Source organism: Antrihabitans cavernicola, from assembly GCF_008297975.1.
GTDB lineage: Bacteria > Actinomycetota > Actinomycetes > Mycobacteriales > Mycobacteriaceae > Antrihabitans > Antrihabitans cavernicola.
The window spans coordinates 33,679-53,477 of sequence record NZ_VLNY01000011.1 but is presented as its reverse complement, the minus strand read 5'-3'; the positions used below and the strand labels follow the sequence as shown (position 1 = coordinate 53,477).

22 protein-coding genes are annotated in these 19,799 nt (G+C 64.8%); 17 read left to right on the top strand and 5 right to left on the bottom strand.

All coding sequences use genetic code 11. The annotated features are described in order from the left end of the window. The first annotated feature begins 63 nt into the window (after positions 1–63). Positions 64–1,545, top strand: coding sequence for a carboxyl transferase domain-containing protein (locus tag FOY51_RS19960; protein ID WP_149432109.1), 1,482 nt, complete (start codon positions 64–66; stop codon positions 1,543–1,545). On the opposite strand, the gene FOY51_RS19955 is transcribed toward FOY51_RS19960, so the two are convergent. The 3 genes from FOY51_RS19955 to FOY51_RS19945 are packed head-to-tail and all read right to left on the bottom strand — an operon-like array spanning position 1,542 to position 3,057. Next, complete coding sequence (locus FOY51_RS19955; RefSeq protein WP_149432018.1) at positions 1,542–2,225, bottom strand: GOLPH3/VPS74 family protein; 684 nt, start codon at positions 2,223–2,225, stop codon at positions 1,542–1,544. The genes FOY51_RS19960 and FOY51_RS19955 overlap by 4 nt on opposite strands. After that, positions 2,222–2,767 carry a hypothetical protein gene (locus tag FOY51_RS19950; RefSeq protein WP_149432017.1) on the bottom strand — a complete coding sequence of 182 codons (546 nt, stop codon included), beginning with the start codon at positions 2,765–2,767 and terminating at the stop codon, positions 2,222–2,224. The genes FOY51_RS19955 and FOY51_RS19950 overlap by 4 nt, the downstream gene beginning before the upstream one ends. Continuing rightward, on the bottom strand, positions 2,764–3,057 hold the full coding sequence (locus FOY51_RS19945) for a helix-turn-helix transcriptional regulator (protein ID WP_149432016.1): 294 nt from the start codon (positions 3,055–3,057) through the stop codon (positions 2,764–2,766). The genes FOY51_RS19950 and FOY51_RS19945 overlap by 4 nt, the downstream gene beginning before the upstream one ends. 85 nt (positions 3,058–3,142) lie before the next feature. Here FOY51_RS19945 and FOY51_RS19940 point away from each other — a divergent pair, with 85 nt between their 5' ends. After that, complete coding sequence (locus FOY51_RS19940; protein WP_149432015.1) at positions 3,143–3,988, top strand: aldo/keto reductase; 846 nt, start codon at positions 3,143–3,145, stop codon at positions 3,986–3,988. Here the strand turns inward: FOY51_RS19940 and FOY51_RS19935 are convergent. Beyond that, positions 3,985–5,058 (bottom strand): NAD(P)-binding domain-containing protein, encoded by a 1,074-nt coding sequence (locus FOY51_RS19935; protein WP_149432014.1) that lies wholly within the window; start codon positions 5,056–5,058, stop codon positions 3,985–3,987. The genes FOY51_RS19940 and FOY51_RS19935 overlap by 4 nt on opposite strands. 75 nt (positions 5,059–5,133) lie before the next feature. Here FOY51_RS19935 and FOY51_RS19930 point away from each other — a divergent pair, with 75 nt between their 5' ends. From FOY51_RS19930 to FOY51_RS19890, 9 genes are all read left to right on the top strand, one after another. After that, complete coding sequence (locus FOY51_RS19930; RefSeq protein WP_149432013.1) at positions 5,134–5,859, top strand: enoyl-CoA hydratase; 726 nt, start codon at positions 5,134–5,136, stop codon at positions 5,857–5,859. Positions 5,860–5,898: 39 nt separating this feature from the next. Next, complete coding sequence (locus FOY51_RS19925) at positions 5,899–7,017, top strand: MBL fold metallo-hydrolase (RefSeq protein WP_235916536.1); 1,119 nt, start codon at positions 5,899–5,901, stop codon at positions 7,015–7,017. A gap of 71 nt (positions 7,018–7,088) precedes the next feature. Then, positions 7,089–7,358 carry an antitoxin gene (locus tag FOY51_RS19920; RefSeq protein ID WP_149432012.1) on the top strand — a complete coding sequence of 90 codons (270 nt, stop codon included), beginning with the start codon at positions 7,089–7,091 and terminating at the stop codon, positions 7,356–7,358. Between the two features lie 127 nt (positions 7,359–7,485). Next, positions 7,486–7,683: an antitoxin gene (locus tag FOY51_RS19915; RefSeq protein ID WP_149432011.1), complete on the top strand. Its 198-nt coding sequence runs from the start codon at positions 7,486–7,488 to the stop codon at positions 7,681–7,683. Positions 7,684–7,723: 40 nt separating this feature from the next. Then, entirely contained in the window at positions 7,724–8,128 is a 405-nt protein-coding gene (locus tag FOY51_RS19910) for a thiol-disulfide oxidoreductase DCC family protein (protein WP_149432010.1), read from the top strand. Between the two features lie 3 nt (positions 8,129–8,131). Continuing rightward, entirely contained in the window at positions 8,132–9,325 is a 1,194-nt protein-coding gene (locus FOY51_RS19905; protein ID WP_149432009.1) for a lipase family protein, read from the top strand. A gap of 38 nt (positions 9,326–9,363) precedes the next feature. Then, positions 9,364–9,711: an MmcQ/YjbR family DNA-binding protein gene (locus tag FOY51_RS19900; RefSeq protein ID WP_149432107.1), complete on the top strand. Its 348-nt coding sequence runs from the start codon at positions 9,364–9,366 to the stop codon at positions 9,709–9,711. 9 nt (positions 9,712–9,720) lie between these two features. Continuing rightward, positions 9,721–10,152, top strand: coding sequence for a type II toxin-antitoxin system Rv0910 family toxin (locus FOY51_RS19895; protein WP_149432008.1), 432 nt, complete (start codon positions 9,721–9,723; stop codon positions 10,150–10,152). A gap of 71 nt (positions 10,153–10,223) precedes the next feature. Further along, positions 10,224–11,897: a substrate-binding and VWA domain-containing protein gene (locus FOY51_RS19890; protein ID WP_149432007.1), complete on the top strand. Its 1,674-nt coding sequence runs from the start codon at positions 10,224–10,226 to the stop codon at positions 11,895–11,897. On the opposite strand, the gene FOY51_RS19885 is transcribed toward FOY51_RS19890, so the two are convergent. Continuing rightward, complete coding sequence (locus tag FOY51_RS19885; protein ID WP_149432006.1) at positions 11,898–12,815, bottom strand: ABC transporter substrate-binding protein; 918 nt, start codon at positions 12,813–12,815, stop codon at positions 11,898–11,900. Between the two features lie 44 nt (positions 12,816–12,859). Between FOY51_RS19885 and FOY51_RS19880 the strand changes: the two genes are divergently transcribed. The 6 genes from FOY51_RS19880 to FOY51_RS19855 are packed head-to-tail and all read left to right on the top strand — an operon-like array spanning position 12,860 to position 19,782. Next, positions 12,860–15,121 (top strand): ATP-dependent DNA ligase, encoded by a 2,262-nt coding sequence (locus FOY51_RS19880; protein ID WP_149432005.1) that lies wholly within the window; start codon positions 12,860–12,862, stop codon positions 15,119–15,121. Continuing rightward, a complete protein-coding gene (locus tag FOY51_RS19875) occupies positions 15,121–15,528 on the top strand; it encodes a DUF1801 domain-containing protein (RefSeq protein ID WP_149432004.1) in 408 nt (135 codons plus the stop codon). The genes FOY51_RS19880 and FOY51_RS19875 overlap by 1 nt, the downstream gene beginning before the upstream one ends. Before the next feature lie 48 nt (positions 15,529–15,576). Then, positions 15,577–16,932 (top strand): glutamine synthetase family protein, encoded by a 1,356-nt coding sequence (locus tag FOY51_RS19870; protein WP_187776397.1) that lies wholly within the window; start codon positions 15,577–15,579, stop codon positions 16,930–16,932. Further along, complete coding sequence (locus FOY51_RS19865) at positions 16,913–17,647, top strand: gamma-glutamyl-gamma-aminobutyrate hydrolase family protein (protein ID WP_235916533.1); 735 nt, start codon at positions 16,913–16,915, stop codon at positions 17,645–17,647. The genes FOY51_RS19870 and FOY51_RS19865 overlap by 20 nt, the downstream gene beginning before the upstream one ends. Continuing rightward, positions 17,644–19,005 carry an aldehyde dehydrogenase family protein gene (locus tag FOY51_RS19860; RefSeq protein WP_149432002.1) on the top strand — a complete coding sequence of 454 codons (1,362 nt, stop codon included), beginning with the start codon at positions 17,644–17,646 and terminating at the stop codon, positions 19,003–19,005. The genes FOY51_RS19865 and FOY51_RS19860 overlap by 4 nt, the downstream gene beginning before the upstream one ends. Before the next feature lie 9 nt (positions 19,006–19,014). Next, positions 19,015–19,782: a 3-oxoacyl-ACP reductase gene (locus tag FOY51_RS19855; RefSeq protein ID WP_149432001.1), complete on the top strand. Its 768-nt coding sequence runs from the start codon at positions 19,015–19,017 to the stop codon at positions 19,780–19,782. Positions 19,783–19,799 lie beyond the last annotated feature (17 nt).

Genomic DNA, 19,799 nt, shown 5'->3' with positions numbered 1-19,799 from the left:
GGCGGCCCACGTACGCAGCCGATGCGGAATACGCTCCAACATGTGACTTCCGGGGCGAAGCGAATGTCGGCAGACGACGTAGTGAGCGGAATTCTGGACCTCGACAGCTTCGTGGGCTGGGACGCGGTGCCGATCGATGTGTCGCCCGACGAGGACTACCGGGTCGAGTTGGTCGCCGCTGCGGAGAAGAGCGGTGTCGACGAGTCGGTGCGTACCGGCGAGGGCCGAATCCGTGGCCGCCGAGTGGCCGTGGTGGCCGGCGAGTTCACGTTTCTCGCGGGCTCGATCGGCGTCGCCGCTGCCGAGCGGATCGTCTCGGCGATCGAGCGGGCGACGGCGGAAGAACTTCCGCTACTCGCATCACCGACGTCGGGCGGCACCCGAATGCAGGAAGGAACGCTTGCCTTTCTGCAGATGGTGAAGATTGCGGCTGCCGTGCACACACACAAGGCGGCGCACCTGCCCTACCTGGTCTACCTTCGCAACCCGACGATGGGCGGAGTCTTTGCATCGTGGGGCTCGTTGGGGCACATCACGATTGCCGAGCCGGGCGCGTTGATCGGATTTCTGGGACCGCGGGTCTACCAGGCGCTCTACGACGAACCGTTTCCCGACGGGGTCCAGACCGCCGAAAACCTCTATCGCAACGGTGTGATCGACGGCGTTGTGCCGCTGCGTTTTCTGCGAAGCATCATGCACCGTGCGCTGGTGGTACTGAGCGGGGAGCGGGCGATCGGGCGTCGGCAGCCAGATCTGATCGCTGCCGCTGTCGACGCCGGTGCGCCCGCTTGGGATTCCGTGCTGGCGTCGCGGCGGGTCGGTCGACCGGGCATTCGACAACTGCTCCGGCACGGCACCGAGCGTGTTCCGCTCAGCGGCACCGGCCAGGGCGATGCGGATCGCTCGGTACTGCTTGCCCTGAGCAGACTTCGAGGTATCCCGTGTGTCCTGTTCGGGCACGATCGGGATCGAGCGGGCGGTGAACAGACCATGGGACCCGCCGCGTTGCGGGAAGCCCGCCGCAGCATGCGGTTGGCCGAAGAGATGCAGATTCCACTCGTCCTCGTGATCGACACGGTCGGTGCATCGCTGACGAAAGAAGCGGAGGAGCGCGGCTTGGCTCCCGAAATCGCCCGTTGCATAGTCGATTTGGTAACCCTGAATACGCCGACCGTATCGGTGCTGCTCGGGCAGGGTAGCGGCGGCGGGGCGTTGGCGTTGTTGCCCGCCGACCGTGTGATCGCGGCGCAACACGGCTGGCTGGCTCCGCTGCCGCCGGAAGGTGCAAGCGCAATCGTCTACCGCGACGTCGAGCATGCTCCGGCGCTCGCCGATCGGCAGGGGACACGATCGTTCGACCTGCAACGCAACGGCATCGTCGACACCGTCGTCCCCGAATTTCCCGATGCGGCAGACGAACCCGTCGAGTTTGCGCAACGGATGGTGTCGGCGATCGCGCACGAGTTGCAGGCGATCGTCGATGTGCCGACCGATCGGCTACGCGCGCAACGGCTCTCGCGCTATCGCGAGCTCGGCTTACGCTAGCTCGATGATCCCGCCGAGGTGGACGCGACAACGACGGCTGCGACGACGGCGGCGTTGACGGCGTCGATGGCCTTCCGCACCGCAGCCCCCGCCCACTCGCCCTCGGCGATCGCCTTGGCGCGCTTCTTGACGGCGCGCTTGTCGGCGTCGGTAAATACTTTTTCGACCGCTCCGGTGGCCGAGAGCAGCGAAACGAGTGCGGCGGCCCTCGGGCGCGGCTCCAGTCCGTCGACCAGGACGCCTCGAAGTTCTTGGTAGAGAGCGTTTCTCCGCGTCGAGTCGACCGCCGGGTACACGGTTCGCGGGAAGACGCCGAGGACTCGATCGTGTTCGGCGGTGATCGTGCCCTGCCCCACGAGACGGGCAAGCAGCGTCTCGCGCAAACCGCGCTGGAGTTTTTCGACGGCACGTTGCGCCTTGATCGGCCGTCCGGAGCCGATCGACTCCAGAGCATCCGTCGTGATCGGGTCGGGTTGCAGGGTCGATGCCACCTCGGGGACCACCACCAACCGGCCTGCTTTGACGGACTCACCCTTCTCCGACACCCGGATCGCGCCGGGTATCGCCAATTCCAACAGCACGGCGCCTGCCAGCCCGCGGGGCAGCTTGGTTCTGTCGACGACCGTCCTACCGTTGTCGTCGAGCATGAGCAACATCAGGTCTTCCGCGATCAGAGTCATGCGAGCTCGCTTTCGTCGAAGTCGGGATCGGGTCGGGTCCAGCCGAGGATCATCGCGGGTGTACAACCGCCGACCAGCAATGTTGCCAGGACCATCAAACCGCCTGCGTAGGACATGTTCTCGTCGACACCGCGGGTGATCACCGCGCCGAAGATCAGGTAGCAGGCCGGTACGAAGGCCAAGCCTTGCGTGACCGTGAGGCCGATCGACCGCGCGCTGTTGCGCTGTTGCACCTCCCATTCGTCGAGCGTGCCTGTCGGGGCATCGCCCTGTCTGCCGGAGGCGATCTGCAGCATGGTCCAGCTCGGGATGAATGCCACGGTCGCCACAATCCAGAGCAGTGGAGCCCATCCGACGCCGAACGCGCAGACCACCGAAACCGCGAAAGCGAACGCGAGGGTGCCCGCGACAGCGAGCACCAGAATGCGGCGGCGACGCTGCGTACGCCAACCTTGCAACTTGCCTGACCACTTCTGCTCGTTGATCAGGAATCTTTCGGTGCGGTAGGCCTGATAGCGGCTGATGATGCCGGCGTCGGTCATGGTTGCTCGCCTCCTGCGGCTGGTCGTGCGATCCGTGGGTAGAGCTCGGTCGAGAGCGGTGCGAACTCGGAGCGCGAAAACACGGCTTCGATCGGGAGTCCGAACAGGTCGCAGATGCGCATCGCCAGGTCCAGGCTCGGGTAATGGTCACCGCGTTCGAGCGCGCCGACGGTCTGCGGATTGATGTCGACGGCGGCGGCCAGTTGAGCGCGGCTCATTCTGCGTTCGGCGCGCAGCACGCCGATGCGGTTGTGGATGGGGAGCGTTTCCCCTCGTCTGACCGGACTCATGCAACCAAGTGTTGTAAAAACCTAACGATCTGTCAACATTGCACGCAGCAAGAACAAAACGACGAACGCCGGGAGTTGGCGATGTATGACCTTCTCCAGCGAATCGAGTTCTGTACCGACCATCATCCTCAACGACGGAAAAGTCATTCCGCAGCTGGGCTTCGGCGTCTGGCAGGTGCCCGAAGACGGTGCGGAGGCGGCAGTGACCACCGCGCTGGAGGCGGGCTATCGCAGCATCGACACCGCAGCGGCGTATCAGAACGAGGCGGGCACCGGTAAGGCCATCCGCGAGTCCGGAATTCCGCGTGACCAGGTGTTCGTGACCACCAAGCTGTGGAACGACGATCAGGGTTACGACTCGACGCTGCGCGCTTTCGACAGAAGTATGGGCCAGCTGGGCCTCGACTACCTCGATCTGTACCTGATCCACTGGCAGGCCGCGGGCAAGGGCCGCTACATCGACACGTTCAAGGCATTCCAGAAGCTCCAGGCCGACGGCCGAGTGGGTTCGATCGGCGTCTCCAACTTCACGCCCGACACCCTCGACAAGCTGATCGACGCGACCGGCACCGTGCCCGCGGTGAATCAGGTCGAGCTGCACCCGAAGCTGACTCAGGAAGATCTGCGCGCGTTCCACACCGGCAAGGCCATCGCCACGGAGGCGTGGAGCCCATTGGGATCGGGCACCGTGCTCGACGACCCGACCATCGGATCGATCGCCGATCAACTGGGTAAGACTCCCGCCCAGGTCATCATTCGCTGGCATCTACAGCTCGGCAACATCGTGATCCCGAAATCGGTGACCCCCGAACGGATCACCAGCAACTTCGACGTGTTCGGCTTCGAACTCACGCCGGATCAGGTGACCACGATCAGCGGCCTGGACGCCGGTCATCGGACAGGCCCCGACCCGGAAAAGTTCGGCAACTAGGTTTGCAACGCGGCGAGTAGCTCGCGAACAGCTGCCCGTCCCGCGCGGTTCGCCCCGATCGTGCTGGCCGACGGCCCGTACCCGAGTAGGTGGATTCGCGGGTCGTCGGCTACCTGTGTCGCCAATCGCCCGGACATGGTGATGCCGCCGCCGGGTCCGCGAAGTCGTAGTGGCGCAAGATGATCCAGGGCGCTGCGAAATCCGGTGCACCACAGGATGACGTCGGCGTGCGCAAACGTGCCGTCGGCCCAACGCACGCCGTCCGGCTCGATGGAATCGAACATCGGACGGCGTTGCAGCACACCGCGTTCCCTCGCGGCTTGCACCGCAGGCGTCACCGGAAGACCGGTGACCGACACCACCGACCCCGGTGGCAACCCGCGTCGCACTCGATCCTCGACCATCGCCACCGCACGCCGCCCGGCGTCGGGATCGAACGGCCCGTCGCGAAACCGTGGCTCGGTCCGCGTGACCCAGGTTGTGGACGTGACCTTCGAGATCTCGTCGAGCAACTGGATCGCCGAGATCCCGCCCCCGACCACCACCACATGCTGTCCGGCGAACTCGTCGGCGGTGCGGTAGTCCTTCGTATGGAGCTGGCGACCCGCGAACGTGTCGGCGCCGCGGTAGTGCGGGATGAATGGTCGGTCCCAGGTGCCGGTGGCGTTGATCAGTCCACGGGTGCTGAGCTCGAGACCGTCTGTTTCCACCCGGAACCTGCCGCCGCCGGGGTCGCAGACCACCCGCACCGTCGTGGGACGCTGCACCTGCAGATCGAAGCGGTTCTCGTAGGTGGCGTAGTAGCGCGGCACGGCGACCGACGCACGGACCTGATCCGATCCGGCGGTCAGCGTTTCCGCGAAGGCCATGCCCGGCAGATCGCTGACGTGGTTCACCGTGGTCAGCGTCAACGACGGCCACCGGAACTGCCAGGCACCACCCGGTCCCGGTGCATGATCGACGATCAGGAAGTCGCGAGCGGGCATCAGCCCGACTTTGCGCAGGTGATAGCCGGCGGAAAGTCCCGCCTGACCAGCCCCGATCACCAGAACGTCGACATCGGTACTCACCTGATCCATTAGACAGGGTGCCCGGCTTTGCTAAGTTCGCAATGCAATTGCCGAAGTCGAGAGCGGGGGTCGCCGATGATCGGAATCAGTCGGGGCGACGATGTCGTCACCATCGAATTGCAGCGCGACGAGCGTCGCAACGCCTTGAATCGCGAGCTGTGCGCAGCACTTCGGGACGCCGTCGAAGACGCTGCCGAGGACGCGCGAGCCATCGTCATCACCGGGCGAGGAACCGCGTTCTGCGCGGGTGCCGACCTGTCCGAGGTGTACTCGGACAACTTCACCGATGCCCTCCTCGGCATGCTGCACACCATCGATTCGGTTCCGGTGCCGGTGATCGCCGCTGTCAACGGGCCCGCGATCGGTGCGGGCACTCAGCTCGCTGTCGCCTCCGACCTTCGGGTTGTGGCACCGGACGCGTATTTCGCAATCCCGGCGGCCAAGCTAGGCATCACCGTCGATCGGTGGACCGCGCAGCGGGTGGCCTCGCTGGCGGGCGCAGGTCCTGCTCGGACGATGCTGCTCGGCGTGGAATCGATTTCCGCAGCCGACGCGTACACCTTCGGTCTCGCCAACAAGATCGGCTCTCTCACGGACGCGCAGAATTGGGCGGCCACCATTGCCGATCTCGCACCGCTGAGCCTGCGGCACTTGAAACTCGTCCTCAACGACGACGGCTCCCGCGACGACGAGACCCACGAGCAGCGGGCCGCGCTGTATGCAGCATGGGGAAGCGAAGACGCGAAAGAGGGCAGGCTTGCGCGCAAGGACAAGCGACACCCCAAATTCATCGGCCGATAGGTCGTCGAATCGATCGACGGTGCTGCGTATGGTGATCGAGTGAATCCGAAGCGTGCAGTCGCGTCCGTACTCGGCTCGGTGGGATTGGGGTGGATCGCCCGCGCTGCCTGGGAAATCCCGTCGGCGATCGGTGCCTCCATGTCGTCGATCCGCCCCTATGCCTCGGGCGTCGCGAACTACCGCAACGAGCGGTTCCACAACTCCGAGCCGAGTTCGACGTTCACACCGACCGGCAATCAAACGTCGATTCTGAGTTCGGTATTGACGCGCGGGCGGATCGGTCGGCCGAGCGCTGCTATTCCGCTTGCGACGCCGCTCGCGCCGGCTGATGCCGGGGAACTCGCCGTCACCTGGTACGGCCACGCATCCGCGCTGATCGAGATCGACGGTCGCCGCGTGTTGGCGGATCCGGTGTGGAGCGAACGGGTTTCGCCCTCGTCGTTGGTCGGCCCCGCCAGGCTGCATCCGAATCCGGTTGCGATCGAAGCGCTCCCGCAGGTCGACGCCATCGTGGTGTCGCACGACCACTACGACCATCTCGATCAGGCGACCGTTGCCGCTCTGTCCGAGCACCAGACGGCGCCGTTCATCGTGCCGATCGGGCTCGGTGCGCATCTGCGCGGGTGGGGAGTGGACGAGAGTCGCATCGTCGAACTCGATTGGGGTAAGAGCACTTCCGTCGCAGATCTGACGATCACCTGTACGGAGGCGCGCCACTTCTCCGGTCGGGGACTTGTGCGGAACACCACGCTGTGGTCGTCCTGGTCGATCGTCGGCCCTTCGCGCAGCGCCTATTTCGGTGGCGACACGGGCTATACGAGCAGGTTCGCCGATATCGGCGCGGAACTTGGTCCTTACGACCTGACCTTGCTGCCGGTCGGTGCCTACGACGAGCACTGGCCGGACATCCACATGAACCCGGAAGAGGCTGTGCGGGCGCACGCGGACCTGTGCCGAGGCGACGCGACGCACGGCTTGTTCATCCCGATTCACTGGGCGACATTCAATTTGGCGTTTCACTCCTGGGCCGAACCGGTGGAGCGCGCGACCGCCGCCGCGGCCGCTGTCGGTACTGCCGTTTTTGTCCCAATGCCTGGTCAGCGCGTTGATGCACTCCGACCTGCGGGTCAAGAAGAATGGTGGGCCAATCTCTCCTGATGGGCTTAGAGTGGGCCCGCTGCCATGTGGGCACGCGCTTTAGATGCTGTTCCGACGCAAGGAGAATGCTCATGAGCACGTTCGATTCGATCAAGAACCTGGCAAACAAGGCGAAGGATCTCGCCTCGGAGAACGCCGACAAGGTGAACCAGGCTGTCGACAAGGGTGGCGATTTCATCGACAGCAAGACCGGCGGCAAGTACTCCGCGCAGATCGACAAGGCGCAGGAAGCTGCCAAGAAGCAGTTCAACAAGGACGAGCCCGCGGCCGACGCGCCCGCCCCGGAAGGCCAGGCTCCGGCCGCCCCGCAGGCCGAGAACCCGGCGCCCGAGGCACAGTAAGTCGCACCAGCGCGCATAAATCTGGCATGGCCAGTGTAAAACTGTGACACTGTGCCGGACGGGGAACCGCCCGGCACAGTAGTTTGGGTAGCACTACGCTGGCCAGCACGAAAATTAGGAGATACACATGAGCCTCGTTGACACCCTCAAGGGTCTGATCGGCAAGGGCAAGGACGCCGCAGCCCAGAACGCAGACAAGATCGGTGACGCGGTCGACAAGGCAGGCGCCTTCGTCGACGACAAGACCGGCGGCAAGTACTCCGACAAGATCGAAAAGGGCAAGGACGCGGCCAAGAAGGTCATTCCGCCCAGCGACAAGGCCTGATTTCAGGCTCGACATCGTTCGAGAGTGAACAGGAGCCGCAATGCCGGTCAGTTCTACCGCAGCCCAGCGGAAGTATTCCGCTGAGTTGCTCTACGACCGGGATTGCGGCTTCTGTGTCAAGAGTGCTCATTTTCTGCAGCGGATCGACCGTCGGGGCAGAGTACGCATTGTTGCGCTGCAGCAGGCGGGCGCCACCGAGCGGTTCGGCGTCAGTCGCGATCAGGCCCTCGAGCAGGCCTGGGCTCTCGATTCACGCGGCGAGCGACATGCGGGGGCCGGTGCGGTCAATGCAGTCCTCAGCGGCGCGATCGGGACACGGCTGCCGTTGCTGATCTACCGCCTTCCCGGCATTCGCCAACTTCAGGACCGCGTGTATCGCTGGGTCGCCGACAATCGGTACCGTCTCCCCGGTCGCGGCGGTACCTGCGCAATCGACGGAAATTAGTTCGTGGGCATTCGCCGCGCGAGTGTCGTTGCCGCACTGGCGTTGGCGCTCGTTTCCTGCTCGGACCGTACGACGACGCCGCCCCCGCCCGTTGCGACGTCGCAGATTCCGCCCGCGCCCAAAGGCAACGAGCGCGGTGCCATCGTTGCGCAACAATCTGCCGATTCCATGTATCCCGCGATTGCCGCGATCGGTGCCAGGGCGTTCACCGTGACATATCGGTCGACATCCGGCGTAGACGGCGGCAATGCCGATGTCACGGGCGCCGTGTTCGCACCTTCAGGGCCACCGCCGGATGGCGGTTGGCCCGTTGTGACAGTGGGTCATCCGACGACGGGCGTCGCCGATGATTGCGCTCCTTCTCGATCAGCCGATCTCCTCGGCAATGCCAACTTGGTGATTCGGCTACTGCAGCGGGGCTTCGTGGTCGCGCTCACCGACTTTCAGGGGCTGGGAACGCCTGGCCCGCACCCCTATTTGGAACCGAACTCCGCAGCGTTCGATCTGATCGACGCGGTGCGCGCCGCACGAGCGGTGATTCCCGAAACGTCGACGCGGTGGGCGGCGATCGGCATTTCCCAAGGCGGACAAGCATCGTGGGCGGCAGCCGAACACGCGGGCGACTACGGTGACGGACTGCAGTTCGTGGGTTCGGCGAATCTCTCACCCGCAGCAGATGTTTCGGGATTCGCGACGGGAAGTGCGGTGAATCTCAGTCTGCCGCAGGAGTTGTTTCTGCCGTTGGTGATCGCAGGCATGCAGGTGTTGCATCCTGAGCTCGATCCGTCGGCGTACATGCGTGGACTACTCGCCGACAACAGTGCCGCGCTGACGTCCTGCTCACAAGAAGCGAACCTGCAGAAGCGAAGCATCGCAACACAAATCGGCAAGGACGACGCGCAACCGCACAGCCCTGCCGACACGGATCGCATGCGCGGTTGGCTGCAAGCGCTCGCGCTTCCCAAGAATCGCGCCGCGGGTCCGATGTTGGTGGTGGTCGGCGAAACCGACAACGTCATTCGCCCGGAATGGACCGAGGCGGCGGTAAAGCGCGCCTGCGCGATCGGTGACGTGATCGCCCTGCATGTACGAGCCGGCGAGGGTCACGCAAATCCCAAAGCGATTCCGGAGGCCGTGGATTGGATCGGCGATCGATTTACCGGCCTACCCGCTCCGAGCACGTGCGAGTCGTCGTGACGGCTTTCGACGCGCTTGCTCGGCTACGTGTGCTGTGCATGGAACTCCCCGAAGCCACGGAGCGGGTGAGTCACGGCGAGCCTGCGTGGTTCGTCCGGCGCGCGCCGCAGTTCGTCATGTTCGCCGACCACCATCACGACGATCGGATCGGCTTCTGGGCGGCGGCACCGCCAGGTGCGCAGCAGTATTGGATCGGTCGGGACCCGGACCGGTTCTTCGTGCCACCGTATGTCGGTGCGAGAGGCTGGATCGGCGTGTACCTCGACGTCGATCTCGACTGGGGCGACATCGCGGATATCGTCGAGGACGCCTACCGTGCGGTCGCGCCCCGCACGCTTCTTGCGCGACTGGACGCGCAATCCCAACCTGACCGTCGGCTCGACTAGCATCCCGGTATGGCGAAGCTGAATCTGTCCGTCGATGTTCCGATGACCCCCGAATCGGCATGGGAGCACGTATCGAACCTGAACGAACTTGGCGACTGGCTGTCCTTGCATGAGGGCTGGCGCAGCGAAATCCCAGCCGACCTGGGGGTCGGGACGCAGGTGGTCGGCGTCGCGGTGGTCAAGGGTCTGCGTAACCGCGTGACCTGGACCGTGCGCAAGAGCGAACCCCCGAACAAGATCGCACTCACCGGCGACGGCAAGGGTGGCACCAAGCTCGGCCTTCAGATGACCTTGTCGCCCAAGGGATCCGGCTCGACCTTTGCCATCGAGGTAGAGCTCGGTGGGCGACCGCTGTTCGGGCCCATCGGTTCCGGCGTCGCCAGGTCGGTCAAGGGTGATGTCGAGAAGTCGTTGGCGAAGTTCGTGGAGCTCTACAGCTGAGCGACGAATGCGGCGCTGTGTGATGTGGGTCACTGTAGAATCGACTCCTCTCACGCCATGAAAGGGGCTCGATGCCCGGCCGCCACAGCGTTCCCGCTGCTCCCCGGCAACCGCACCGGAATCAGCACGAGCAGCCACGGTCGGATCGGCAACGCGGGCTTCGGATGTGGGGGATTCTGGCGCTCGTCGCCGTGGTTGTGAGCGGTGGCGCCGTGTTTGCGTACAACCGGGTTTTCGGCGGCTGCAGGGGCACGACCGACTATTTGGTCGCGGCGGATCCGAGCATTGCGCCGACGATCTCCGACATCGTCGCGTCGGCCTCGGCGAAGTCGCTGGGATGCTCGACGTTGAGTGTGCGAGCTACGTCGTCGTCGACGGTCGCCGCATCGATGGCCAAGCCGGAAAGTGCACCGGCATTGTGGATTCCGGATTCGTCGCTGTGGTTGGCCAAGGCGGCGCGCGCATCGGGTGTGCTGTTGGAACTCGCTGCGCAGTCCGTGGCAACCACACCGGGTGTGATCGCCGCACGCCGAGGCGAAGGGTCGTTCTTCGCAACCTGGCTCAGCGTGTTGAAGACTAAAGGCATCGGGATCGGTGACCCGTTGACCGACACGGGTGCTGCAGCGCCGATAGTGGGAGCGCTCAGCGAGATCGAACACGGTCGAGGAGACAAGGATTCGCTGTCGACCGCGTTGGTGCCGCTGGCGCAGGCACAGGCTGCGAATCCGGAGGCGCGGTCCAGCGACCAGCGACTCGCCGAGGTGAGCCGCAACGGTGGACTCGCCATCGCAACCGAAGAGCAGGTCATCGCCTACGAGCGCACGAATCCCGGCGCGAGCCTCGAACCGATGGTGCCACAATCGGGCAGTTTCGTCCTCGACTATCCGATTGCGGTGACGGCGCCCGCCGGTCCCGCGCAAGACGCGGCGAAGAACGGAGGCGCAAAGCTGGCCCAGGTTCTTGCGAGCGATGCGGGTAGAAAAGCTCTGTCCAGCAACGGTTTTCGGAAGCCGGATTTCACACCGCTCGACGGTGAACGCGGGCTCGGTGCGATCCCGAGACTGACGGTCAGCGACCAGTCGGTGATCGACGCGACCATGAAGAGCTACGCGGTACTTGCTTTGCCCACACGTGCGCTTGCGGTGATCGACGTCTCCGGTTCGATGCAGGAAAGTGCGGGTGCCGAAACGCGAATGGCTCTGACCGTGCAAGCGGCAGAAACGGGGCTGCGTCTCTTTCCTGACAATGCCCAGGTCGGGATGTGGGCGTTTTCGATCGACCAGGGCGGGCCTGGCCAGGATTGGCGGGAGCTGGAGCCGGTCCGCCGCATGACGGACAGGGTCGAGGGGTCGTCGCAACGCGAGCGACTGCTTGCCGACGATCAGAGTCTGCCCGGCCTCGTGGGTGGTGGAACCGGTCTCTACGACACGACTCTCGCGGCGTGGCGCACCGTGAAAGAGGGATACGACCCCAATGCGGTCAACAGCGTGATCGTGCTGACCGACGGCACCGACGAAGATCCCAGCAGCATGTCGCTGGAGCAGCTGCTCGCGACGCTGAAGAAGGAGCAGGACCCGGCCAAGCCGGTCATCATCGTGACGATCGGGATCACCGACGACGCCGATGCTGCCGTGCTGCAACAGATATCGGCAGCCACAGGTGGTTTGAGCTACATCGCGCGCAATCCCGCCGAAATTCCCAATGTCTACGTCAACGCTTTGCGATCGCGTCCGGGCGGTCGCTGACTATTCCAAGATGCGCGCACCCGCGGTATCTGCGATCCATTGGCCGGCAAGACGTTCCAGTGTTCCGTCCGCGTAGAGCGCATCGACGGCAGCCGACGCGCACACGGTGAGCTTGCTGTTCTTCGCCAACACCAGACCGAAGAACTCGGTCACCTCGTTCGGGCGTGGAAACTGGCCTACCAGAATGCTTCCCGGTATCTGATTCTCGACTATCTGGAAGGCTGTCGGGATATCGACGACGAGTGCGTCGATTTCGCCTTCCTGCAGAGCGACCTTGGCGTCGTCGGTGGTGGCGAACTCGATCGGTGTCATGCCGGGGCGCAACGCGTCGGTGATCGCGGCAACGCTCGTGGAACCACGCTGGGCTCCGAGCCGGAAGCCGCTCAGGTCGGCCAAGGTGCGGGCCTGTGCGGCAGGGGTGTTCGACATCGCGACCACGGATTGCGCGACCGCGTAGTAGGGCGAACTGAAGTCCACAGCGGCGCGGCGGTCGTCGAGGATGGTCACCTGGTTGATGTCGAAGTCGAAGTTCTTCGGGCCAGGGGCCAGGGCCTGATCGAACGGCACGGAGGTGAAGCGAACTGCGTCACCGACGTAGCCGAGCTTGTCGGCAACCGCCTTCGCGACGGCTCCCTCGAAGCCCTTCCCGTTGCTGGGATCGTTGTTTTCGAACCACGGCGCATAGGCGGGATCGTCTGTGGCGATGGTGAGTTGGCCGGGAACCACGGTGGTGCCGGACTGCGGACCACAATCGTCCGACGCTCCGGTCGGCGGCAGCTTGGTGAAGGCGGGTCTCAGCGTGGTCGACTGGGCAACTGCGGTGCCGGGCTGTTCCGAACCGCTGCATCCGCTCACCGACACCAGCGTTGCCAAGGCGACCGCGAGTATCGCGACGCGTCGACCTGCGGACGGGGGCACGCGGCAATCTTGCCCGGCGCGAGGGAGTGCGGCAAGGTCAGAGCATGCCAACTCGCACCTTCGGTGACATTCGAGTGGAGCTGAGCCGCCTGGACAAGGTGCTCTATCCGAGCACCGGCACCACGAAGGGCGAGGTGATCGACTATTTCATCGAGATAGCGCCCGCGATGATTCCGCACATCGCAGGCCGTCCGGTGACGAGGAAGCGGTGGCCCAACGGCGTCGAAGCGTCGTCGTTCTTCGAGAAGAACCTGGTGTCGCACGCGCCTGATTGGGTGGAGCGCAAGCCGATCGAGCACAAGGATCGTGCGATCGAGTATCCGTTGTTCGACACGGTCGCCGGTCTCGCGTGGCTCGGCCAGCAGGCGGCGCTGGAAATCCATGTGCCGCAATGGCGGTTCGTCGACGACGAGCCCGGGCCGGCAACCCGATTGGTCTTCGACCTCGACCCCGGCGACAACGTGAGCCTTGCGCAGTGCGCGCAGGTTGCCGTTGCCGTCCGCGACATGCTTGCCGACGTCGGCCTCACCGCGTTTCCGTTGACCAGTGGTAGCAAGGGGATTCACCTCTATGTTCCGCTGGATCGGCAGTTGAGTCCGGGCGGCGCGTCCACCGTCGCCAAACAGGTGGCAACGAACCTGGAGAAACTGCACCCCGATCTGGTGACGGCAACCATGGCTAAGGCCGCACGCGAGGGCAAGGTGTTTCTGGATTGGAGTCAGAACAACCCGTCGAAGACCACCATTGCACCGTATTCGATGCGTGGCCGCGCCGAACCGACAGTGGCGGCACCGCGCACCTGGGCAGAACTGGAAGACGCAGATGATTTGCGGCAGTTGCGCTTCGACGAGGTCCTTGCCCGGTATCGCGCCGACGGCGACCTGCTGAGCGACCTCGATCCGCCACCCGACTCGCTCGAGAAGTACCGCAGCATGCGTGATCCGGCAAAGACGCCGGAACCGATCCCGGCTCGGAAAGCCAAGGGCGGCAAAGGGAACTCGTTCGTCATTCAGGAGCACCATGCGCGCAGGCTGCATTGGGACGTGCGCCTGGAACGCGATGGTGTGTTGGTCTCGTGGGCTGTGCCGAAGGGTGTTCCTGTGTCCACCAAGGAGAATCGGCTCGCGGTCCATACCGAGGATCATCCGCTGGAGTATCTGACGTTCGCGGGAAGCATTCCGAAAGGTGAGTACGGCGGCGGCGAGATGACGGTGTGGGACACCGGAACCTACGAGACCGAGAAGTGGCGCGACGACGAGGTGATCGTTCGGCTCACCGGCGAGCGGGTACAGGGCCGCTTCGCGCTGATCCGGACCAAGGGCAACCAATGGTTGATGCATCTGATGAAGGAGCAGGACGCCGAGGTCGAGTCCAGCGGATCCGATATCCCAACCGGGCTCGCGCCCATGTTGGCCACCGCGGGAACCGTCGACGGTCTGACGGCGGACGAGTGGTGCTTCGAGGCGAAGTGGGACGGCTTCCGGCTGGTCGTCTCGGTGGAACACGGCGACATGAAATTGCACAGCAGGGCCGGAAACAACGTCACGGAGCGGTATCCCGGTCTTGCCGAGTTGGCCGCCGAACTTGCCGATCACGACGTGGTACTCGACGGCGAGGTAGTCGTGTTCGATGCGGATGGGAAAGCGGATTTCGGACTGCTGCAGAGCGGCGGGGCGGACGCCGAGTTCATGGCCTTCGACCTGCTCTACCTCGACGGGACGTCGTTGCTGCGCAAGCGCTATACCGACCGCCGCAAGGTGTTGGAAGCGCTGGCCGCCAAGACACCCTCGATGCGAGTGCCGCCGCTGCTGGACGGCGACGGCGCCGAAGCATTGGTGCACAGCCGCGAACAGGGCTGGGAGGGTGTGGTCGCCAAGCGCAAGGAATCGGTGTACCAGTCCGGCAAGCGGGCGCACACGTGGATCAAGACCAAGAACCTGCGTACGCAAGAAGCGGTGATCGGCGGCTGGAAGCGCGGTCAGGGTGGCAGGTCGGGTCGGATCGGCTCCCTGTTCCTCGGGATTCCGGACGGCAACGGCCTGCGCTACGTGGGCAAGGTGGGTACCGGATTCAGCGAGAAGACGCTCACAGACCTGGCCGAAAGGTTCGCCCCCCTGACGTCGGACACCAGCCCGTTCACCGAGCAGCTTCCGACGGCCGATCGCCGAGATGCGGTGTGGCTGATGCCGTCGCTGGTCGGTGAGGTGCAGTTCATGGACTGGACCGGCCCAGGCAGGCTGCGGCACCCGTCGTGGCGTGGCCTGCGCGAGGACAAGAGTCCTGGCGACGTTGTCGAGGAGGACTGATGGCAGGCAAGCCGACGTATCAGGTGGACCCGCGGGTCGACGACTACATCGACGCGTTGCCCGACTGGCAACAAGACATCTGCCGACAGGTACGCGACATCGTTCACGACGTCGATCCCGAGGTGGTGGAGACCATCAAGCGCACTGTGCAGCCGTACTTCGTTCTCGACGGCAACATCTGCGCTCTGCTGGCCGCCAAGGACCATGTCAACGTCTTTCTCTACGACGGCGGCATCGTCCCCGATCCGCACGGCATCATCACGGCAGGTCACGAGAACAAGACCGCCCGCACCGTGTCCTACCGCCGCGACGAGTCGATCAACGTGGCCGCGCTGAGCGCGATGTTCGCGCAGATCGTTGCCGATAACAGGGCCGGCGGCTGGCGCAAGTTGAAGCGCGAACGCTGACCGATCTCACCTGCGAAATCGCAGGTGGCCGGTGCTATCGTCGTTGATGTGACGTCGGGAAAGCTCACTGTGTCCCACCTTCGTGACCTGGTGTCGGAAGGTGATATCGACACTGTCGTCGTCGCGATGACCGACATGCAGGGCCGCCTGCAGGGGAAGCGCTGCGCTGCAAGGTATTTCCTGGACGAGGTGGTCGATCACGCGACCGAGGCCTGCAACTATCTACTCGCGGTCGATGTCGAGATGACCACGGTCTCCGGCTACGAAATGTCCTCGTGGGAGCGCGGTTACGGCGACTTCGTGCTTCGACCGGATCTCTCGACGCTGCGTCGGGTGCCGTGGCAGTCCGCAACAGCATTGGTGCTCTGCGATGTCGAGTGGGTCGACGGTAGCGGACCTGTACGACCGTCGCCGCGGCAGCTGCTCCGCGGTCAGCTGGATCGACTTGCCGAACGGGGATGGCAGGCCTACGTCGGTACCGAACTCGAGTTCATCACATTCGACGACACCTATGAGCAGGCCTGGCGCAGCCGCTATCACGGCATGACGTCGGCCAACCAGTACAACGTGGACTACTCGGTGCTCGGCACCGCGCGTATCGAACCGTTGCTGCGCAGGATTCGTAACGAGATGGCCGGTGCGGGAATGTATGTGGAGGCGGTGAAGGGGGAGTGCAATCCTGGCCAGCACGAGATCACCTTCCGCTACGACACCGCGCTCACCACCTGCGACAACCACAGCGTCTACAAAACCGGTGCCAAGGAGATCGCGGCGCAGGAGGGCAAGAGCCTGACGTTCATGGCGAAGTTCGACGAGCGCGAAGGCAACTCGTGTCACATCCACATCAGCTTGCGATCGGGCAGGGACGGCGCAATTCTGGCAGGCCCCGACGGGTTCTCGGACGTCATGGAACACTTCATCGCCGGCCAGCTCGCCTGTCTTCGCGAAATGACCCTGCTATTTGCTCCGAACATCAACTCGTACAAGAGATTTGCCGAGGGCAGTTTCGCCCCGACGGCGGTCGCGTGGGGGCGGGACAACCGAACGTGCGCGCTACGTGTTGTCGGACATGGTGATTCGCTCCGGGTGGAGAACCGGGTTCCCGGCGGCGACGTCAATCCGTATGTCGCGGTGTCGGCGTTGATCGCGGCGGGGCTGCACGGTATCGAGAACGAACTGCCGCTCGAGCCCGCGTTCGAGGGCAATGCCTACGGGTCGGACAAGCCGCGAGTTCCGTCGACGCTTCGTGAGGCAGCCGAGCTGCTCGATCGGTCCGCCGTCGCGCGGAACGCCTTCGGGGACGACGTGATCGAGCACTATCTGAATGCGGCGAGGGTGGAGTTGGCTGCCTTCGACTCCGCCGTCACCGATTGGGAGCGTATTCGTGGGTTCGAGCGACTCTGACGGCCCGGCACCGGTGATCGGTGTCGTCTCCTACGTCGAGTCGGCAACGTTCGGTGTCTGGGAGACGGATGCGGCCCTGATTCCGCGCAGCTACGTCGATGCCGTGGTGCGAGCGGGCGGAATTCCTGTGCTGCTCCCGCCGGTGGGTGGTGGACAACGCGAAATCGTGGCGCGGATCGACGGCGTCGTGTTGTCCGGCGGAGCGGACATCGACCCGGCTCGGTACGGCGCGGAGCGCGCCGAGCGGACCAAAGTCGTTCGGCCCGAACGTGATGCGTACGAATTCGCACTGTTGGCCGAGGCTACGGCCGTCGGACTGCCGGTCTTCGCGGTGTGCCGTGGCGTGCAGCTCCTCAACGTCGCGCTCGGCGGGACGTTGATGCAGCACCTGCCCGACGCGATCGGCACCTCGGCGCATCTGCCGACGCCCGGTGTGTACGGGTCTCGGCGGGTGACCACGTTGTCGGGCAGCAAGATCGATGACATCGTGGGCGCGGATGCGCAGGTGCACTGCCACCACCATCAGGCGATCGACAGGCTCGCCGACGGGCTGCATGCCACCGCATGGGCGGAGGACGGCACCATCGAAGCTGCCGAGGCCGACGGTGACGCGTTTCTGCTCGGGGTGCAATGGCATCCGGAGGAGAGCATCGACGATCGCCTGTTCGCTGAATTGATTGCTTACGCACGGCGTTACAGAACGGAGAACTCGTGACCACCACCGACGTCGTCAACCCGGCGACCGAAGCCGTCGTCACCACGCTGGAGTTGGCGGACGAAGCTGCGACAGATGCTGCGATCGATCGGGCACAAGCTGCGTTGCCGTCGTGGCGGGCGGTGGCACCGGGTGATCGGGCACGGCTGTTACGTCGCTTCGCAGACGCGATCGACGCGGACCGGGAGCACCTCGCCCAGCTGGAGGTGACCAACTCCGGGCACACCATCGGCAACGCGCGGTGGGAGGCGGGCAACGTCCGCGACGTTGTGCAGTACTACTCGGCGGCGCCGGAACGACTGCTGGGCAAGCAGATTCCGGTTCCCGGCGGTGTGAACATGACGTTCCTGGAGCCGGTCGGTGTGGTGGGGATCATCGTGCCGTGGAACTTTCCGATGCCGATCGCAGGCTGGGGTTTTGCGCCTGCGCTGGCGGCGGGAAATACCGTCGTACTCAAACCGGCCGAGCTGACGCCGCTGACGGCCATCAGGTTGGGGGAGTTGGCGGTGCAGGCCGGCATCCCGGCCGATGTGTTCCAGGTATTGCCGGGCAAGGGATCGGTTGTGGGGCAACGCTTCGTCACGCACCCTGCGGTGCGCAAGGTGGTGTTCACCGGGTCCACCGAGGTCGGCAAGCAGATCATGGCCGGATGTGCGGCCCAGGTGAAGCGGGTGACGTTGGAACTGGGTGGCAAGAACGCCAACGTGGTGTTCGCCGACGCCGACCTCGACAAGGCGGCCGCCACCGCGCCATACGGCGTGTTCGACAACGCGGGCCAGGATTGCTGTGCGCGCTCGCGAATTCTGGTGCAGCGAAGCGTGTTCGACAAGTTCATGGAGTTGTTGGAGCCCGCGGTGCAGGGGCTGGTGGTCGGCGATCCGAGCAGCGAGGCCACGGAGATGGGACCCCTGATCTCGGCGGCGCATCGGGCATCGGTGGCGTCATACATCGACGCCGATACGCCGGTCGTCTTTCGCGGCAGCGCACCCGACGGCCCCGGATTCTGGTTTCCGCCGACGGTGGTACTCCCGTCGTCGCCGTCGGACAGAATCGTCACGGACGAGGTGTTCGGTCCCGTTGTCACCGTCGTGCCGTTCGATGACGAAGACGACGCTGTGCGGCAGGCCAACGACACCGAATACGGCTTGTCCGGGTCGATCTGGACCAGGGATGTCGGGCGGGCGCTGCGTGTGTCGCGGGCGATCGAGGCGGGCAACCTGTCGGTCAATTCGCACTCGTCCGTGCGATATTGGACGCCGTTCGGCGGTTTCAAGCAATCGGGCCTCGGACGCGAACTCGGCCCGGATGCGGCTGCCGCTTTCACCGAAACCAAGAACGTCTTCATCGCCACCGATTAGGAGCTGTACATGGTGCAACGCTTGCAGGATCGAGTAGCCGTCGTGACGGGCGGCGGCAGCGGAATCGGGTTGGCAACTGCCCGTCGATTTGCATCCGAGGGCGCGAAGGTCGTCATCGCCGATGTCGACCCGACGTCGGGTGCCGCCGCGGCCGAGGAGGTCGGCGGCACGTTCGTCGCCGTCGACGTGACGTCCGAAGAACAGGTGCAGGCGCTGTTCGATTCCACCGCAACAGATCTGGGCTCCGTCGACATCGCCTTCAACAACGCGGGCATTTCGCCCCCCGACGACGATTCGATCCTTACCACCGGCCTGGACGCATGGCGGCGGGTGCAGGAGGTGAACCTGACATCGGTCTACCTGTGCTGCAAGTACGCGATTCCGCACATGCAGCGCGCGGGCAAGGGGTCGATCATCAACACCGCGTCGTTCGTTGCGGTGATGGGTGCGGCGACGTCGCAGATCTCCTACACCGCATCCAAGGGCGGGGTGCTGGCGATGAGCCGCGAGCTGGGCGTGCAGTTTGCGCGTGCAGGGATCCGTGTCAACGCGCTCTGCCCCGGTCCCGTCAACACACCCCTGCTGCGCGAACTGTTCGCGAAGGATCCGGAACGTGCCGCGCGCAGGCTGATTCACGTTCCGATGGGCAGGTTCGCCGAGCCCGAGGAGATTGCCGGTGCGGTCGCCTTCCTCGCCAGCGACGATTCGTCCTTCATCACCGCATCGCAGTTCCTGGTCGACGGCGGCATCGCGGGGGCATACGTCACGCCGCTGTAGGTGGGAGTCGACCGAAG